4 protein-coding genes are annotated in these 4,251 nt (G+C 59.7%); 3 read left to right on the forward strand and 1 reads right to left on the reverse strand.

Annotation, left to right across the window (positions count from 1 at the left end; translation table 11 throughout):
• Window positions 1-256 precede the first annotated feature (256 nt).
• Both FY112_RS37665 and FY112_RS12380 read left to right on the forward strand, forming a co-directional pair.
• Window positions 257-445, forward strand: coding sequence for a hypothetical protein (locus tag FY112_RS37665; RefSeq protein ID WP_017957343.1), 189 nt, complete (start codon window positions 257-259; stop codon window positions 443-445).
• A gap of 207 nt (window positions 446-652) precedes the next feature.
• Complete coding sequence (locus FY112_RS12380; RefSeq protein WP_017957342.1) at window positions 653-1,792, forward strand: ROK family transcriptional regulator; 1,140 nt, start codon at window positions 653-655, stop codon at window positions 1,790-1,792.
• An 8-nt stretch (window positions 1,793-1,800) separates the two neighbouring features.
• Here the strand turns inward: FY112_RS12380 and FY112_RS12385 are convergent, their stop codons facing one another.
• Window positions 1,801-2,847, reverse strand: coding sequence for a Gfo/Idh/MocA family oxidoreductase (locus FY112_RS12385; RefSeq protein WP_151518482.1), 1,047 nt, complete (start codon window positions 2,845-2,847; stop codon window positions 1,801-1,803).
• Between the two features lie 369 nt (window positions 2,848-3,216).
• Between FY112_RS12385 and FY112_RS12390 the strand changes: the two genes are divergently transcribed.
• A partial coding sequence (locus tag FY112_RS12390) for an ABC transporter substrate-binding protein (protein ID WP_246700657.1) occupies window positions 3,217-4,251 on the forward strand: 1,035 nt, incomplete at its 3' end.

The following is a 4,251-nucleotide window of genomic DNA, read 5'->3' on the forward strand; positions in this document are numbered from 1 at the left end:
GATTGCCCGGCCCCTCCTCCAAGCAGGCTTGCAGAGTCTTAGATTAAGTACCTTTGATTTGCCGTCAAGTGCGAAAGAAGTGAACCACTCCGGGCTTGCTGGAGTCCCAGCCGTTCCCGATCGGAAACCGGTGATGGGCCTTATCCGAATAACGAGATCTTGATCGACAACGACAGTTATCGAAACTACCGTCGGCCCTATTTGACCGAGAATTGCACTGATATGGCAGATTTCAGGTAGCGCTGTGGAGGGTGGGATGCTTCAAGTCCGCAAATTATTGACAGCCGCGACAGCCGTCATCGTGGTTGCCGTATCGTCGTCATCCTGCACGACGACCCCGAATGACTCGATGCAAACCGGCTCGGTTGGATATACCGGCACCGACTATTCGCTCAGACCTGCCTGCCGCGATGGATTCGGCAACGACCATCCTTGCAGCTATTAGTGACCATTAGATTGAAGCTCCTATTGCCGTGTAGTTTCGACGATCTGTTCGCTTTGCGGCATTCGCCCCGCCGCGCTTCGTCAGCGCCGTGATAGCCCTGATCCAGATTGATAGGGCGTTCAGCCGAAAAGCGGCTAGCTGGGCCCGGCTTTCCCAAAGCCCGTTGATGAAGTACACAACCGAGATGGTGCTCTAGGAAAGTCAGTCATGCGGTATCTTCGGTCAGGGCCGCGTCGGCTTCAAACCCAGGACCTGGGCGCCCCGCGCGCCAAAACAATCGGTCTGCGGTCCGGTGAAATCGCCGACAGGAACATTCGCGTCATTCTGGAAGCCATCCGCCGCCACGGCCCGCTGACACGGATGGAACTCGGTCGGTATTGCGGCCTGACCGGTCCCGGCATTACCAATATTCTCCGCCGACTGGCCGAGGAAAAGCTTGTCACCTCCAACCGTCGCACTGGCCTTGGCAGCGGTGCGACCGCGACCGAATTTGCCTTGCGTCCGGAAGGCGCCTTCTCGATCGGCGTCAAGCTTCGCCAATGGCGTGGCGAGGCTGTGCTCATCGATCTGAGTGGCCAGGTTCATGACCGGGTCTATATCGAGCTGGACCCCGCACACAAGGTCGGCGCGGTGCATGCGGCCGTCAGGGATATGGTCGATCGCCACGCCGCATTGCCGATCATCGGCCTCGGCATCGCCGCCAACGACTGGACCGACGATCAAAGCGCTCAGATCGCCGCGATGTCGACGATCGCGCGTCCCTATGTCGAGAACGAGTGCACGGCGAGCCTTCTCGCCGAACGCACGATCGGTAGCTTCGGCAGGGAAGGCGGACTTGCGATGATCATCATCGACGACGACGTTCAGGCCGGCTTTCTCATTCGCGGTATTCCCTATTCCGGCGTGCATGGCCGGGCAGGCAGCATCGGCGAAATGTTGACAGGCCCGGACAATGTCCAATTGAACACCGTCGTCGGTTTCCAATCCCTGCGATCACGGATCGGCGACCAGGCATTCACCCGCCTGCTGAAGGGCGAGGAAATCTCCTCGCCGTTACTGTCGCAATGGATACGCGAAGCCGCTGGCCATCTGCTCGACCCGATCATCGCCATGGCCGGGTTTCTCGCGCCGAGCGTCGTCATGATCGGCAGCGATCTGCCGCAGGGCGTGATCGAAGCGCTGATCCATCAGCTTTCCATCGAGCGGCGCGACACCTCGACGAGACCATTGCTGACGCCCTGGATTTCGCCGATGAAACCCGCGAGCTTCAGCGGCGGCGGCGTTGCGCTCGGTGCAGCGCTCCTACCCTTCCTCAACACTTTGCTGCTGCCGCCGGCTTCGGCCTGATGGCCGGGTCAGGCGAGCGCTTCATCGGCGTGGCTGAGATCGGAGGCCAGCGCCTTGTCCAGGACTTTCTGGATATTGGCCGCCCGCCGGAACGAGGGTTCCTGGGTCCTGCCCGCCCGCACGGCCTGGACGAAGCGCTGGTAGTTCGTCTCGACCGGATCGAAGGGGACGTCGCGCCAGGTTGCCGTGTGCACGTCTTCGCCAAGACAGGCGCGTAGCGTCGATTTTCCGGTATCGTAGATCATCTCGATCGAGCCGGTTTCGCCATAGACCCTGAGGCGCAGCTGATCCATCTGTCCGGCCGCCGTGCGCGTCGCCTGGATCGTTCCGATCGCCCCGCCGAAGAAATCGACATTCATCGTAAAGCTGTCATTCGCATCGAGATCATACTCACCGATCTTGTGGCCCGGCGCCTTGTCGAAGGTCTTCAGCCGGGCGAAGACATGAGCAACGTCGAGCCCGGAACCGTATGATGCGAAATCGACGATATGAATTCCGATATCGCCGAGCGCGCCATTGGATCCGTGCTTCTTGCTCAGCCGCCACAGCCATTTGCTTTCGGTTTTCCAGTCGCCCCAATGACGACCGACCAGCCAGCTTTGCAGGTGGGAGGCCTCGACGTGCCTGATCTCCCCGATTTCGCCGGCGAGCACCATCTGCCGGCCTTTCTGAAGAGCGGGCGAGTTGCGATAGGTGAAATTGACCATACCGACCTTGCCCGATCGCTCGATGGCCTCAGTCATCTCCATGGCCTTGACGGCATCGGTGGCGAGCGGCTTTTCGCAGAAGACGTGCTTGCCGGCTTCGATCGCCTGCAGCGTCGTCGGGTGGTGAATGCGGTCCGGCGTGACGTTTGCCACTGCGTCGAACTCGCCCCAGGCGAGAGCATCCTCGAGGGTCGTGAAATGATTGGCGATGCCGTGTTCGGTGCAAAAGGCGGCGAGCCTTTCCGGGACGACATCGACGCCGCCCACGACACTTACGCCTTCGATCGCCTTGAAGTTGGCGGCATGCTGGTTGGCCATTCCGCCGGTACCGAGAATGAGTAGACGCATCCTATCCTCCATGGAATTAACTGCCCGCGGCAGTTCAGCCGGGCAAAACCGCACTCGCGCCATCGCAGCCATCCGCGATTGCCTCATGCTCTTCTTCAGGAAAATTGCGGTGGATGCGCCGCGCGTGCCGCGGGACGCTCCATCACTTTCACGGCGCATGTTCTTTTCCGGAAATCGATCTCGATTTTCCGGAACTGTGCGCTAGCTGCTGTTGATTGTCGCCAGCATCTCAACCTCCCAGGTCTGGCCTTCCAAGCTGTGGCTTGACATCAAATCAAAGTAACTTAATCTAATTAATGCAGCACGGAAATGAGGAGAGGTCAACTGACCGCCAGGCTGTATCCGTTCAAAATGGGGAGGAGACCCATCATGAAGAGCGCCACCGTCAGCGCATTTGCGCTGAGCACCATGTTATTTTCAGCATCCGTTTCATTTGCCCAGGAACTTGCCACGAAGGACAGGATCGGCCTTGCCGATGCGCCGAAATCCCTCGTCGTCCGTCTGACGAACGATAGTCCCAACAATTCGGATCCGGCGATCGCCGAGGGCTATCAGAAGCTGTTCGTCTATTTCATCAAGAAGCATCCGGACTGGAAATTGCAGATGCAATTCATGTCCTCGGACATCGGCACCGAACAGGCCAAGATGCTGGAGCAGGCCAAGGCCGGCAACGCGCCCGACTGCGCTGCTGTCGACTCCTTCGTCCTCTCGCAGTTCATGGTCAATAAAGTTCTTGCGGACTTCACGCCGTATTTTTCGAAGGACGAAGTGGATGACCTGTTCCCCTTCATCCGCAGCGGCATCACCGATCAGGACCAGACGGTCCGCGCCTGGTGGTGGGATACCGATCTTCGTGTGCTCTACCGCAACAAGTCGATCGTTGCGGATGCGCCGCAGACCTGGGACGACCTGAAAACGGCCGCGCTCGCCTCCACCAAGGAAGGCATGGAAGGTGTTCTCTTCAACGGCGGGCGCTGGGAAGGGACGACGTTCGACTGGCTCGCGAATTATTGGGCACTCGGCGGCAAGCTCGTCGACGACTCAGGCAAGCCAGTGTTCGGCGAAGGCGAGAACAAGGAGAAGTTCCTGAAGGCGCTGAATTATTTCAAGGATCTCGTCGATTCGGGTGCCGCGCCCAAGCGCGTCAGCACGATCGCGAATTACGACGATATGAATGCCGCGGCCGCAGCGGCGACGACGGCTCTCTTCATCGGCGGCAACTGGCAATATGCGCAGCTGAAGGCCACGCTCGACGAGGACGAGTTCAACAACTGGACCTTCTCGCCGATCCCCGGCCCCAGCGCCGATCAGCGTTCGACCGGCACCGGTGGCTGGACGATCGCCTCCTTCAGCAAGGACAAGGACAAGATCGAGATGTGCGCCAACCTCGCCCGCGAGGTTTAT

It is taken from the genome of Rhizobium sp. PEPV16, from assembly GCF_008919455.1.
In the GTDB taxonomy this organism is placed as follows: Bacteria; Pseudomonadota; Alphaproteobacteria; order Rhizobiales; family Rhizobiaceae; genus Rhizobium; species Rhizobium leguminosarum_Q.

What these genes read in the sequence shown, in the direction of transcription:
- FY112_RS37665 (WP_017957343.1), top strand. Translation starts at nt 257, where the DNA reads ATGCTTCAAGTCCGCAAATTATTGACAGCCGCGACAGCCGTCATCGTG.
- FY112_RS12380 (WP_017957342.1), top strand. Translation starts at nt 653, where the DNA reads ATGCGGTATCTTCGGTCAGGGCCGCGTCGGCTTCAAACCCAGGACCTG.
- FY112_RS12385 (WP_151518482.1), bottom strand. Translation starts at nt 2,847, where the DNA reads ATGCGTCTACTCATTCTCGGTACCGGCGGAATGGCCAACCAGCATGCC.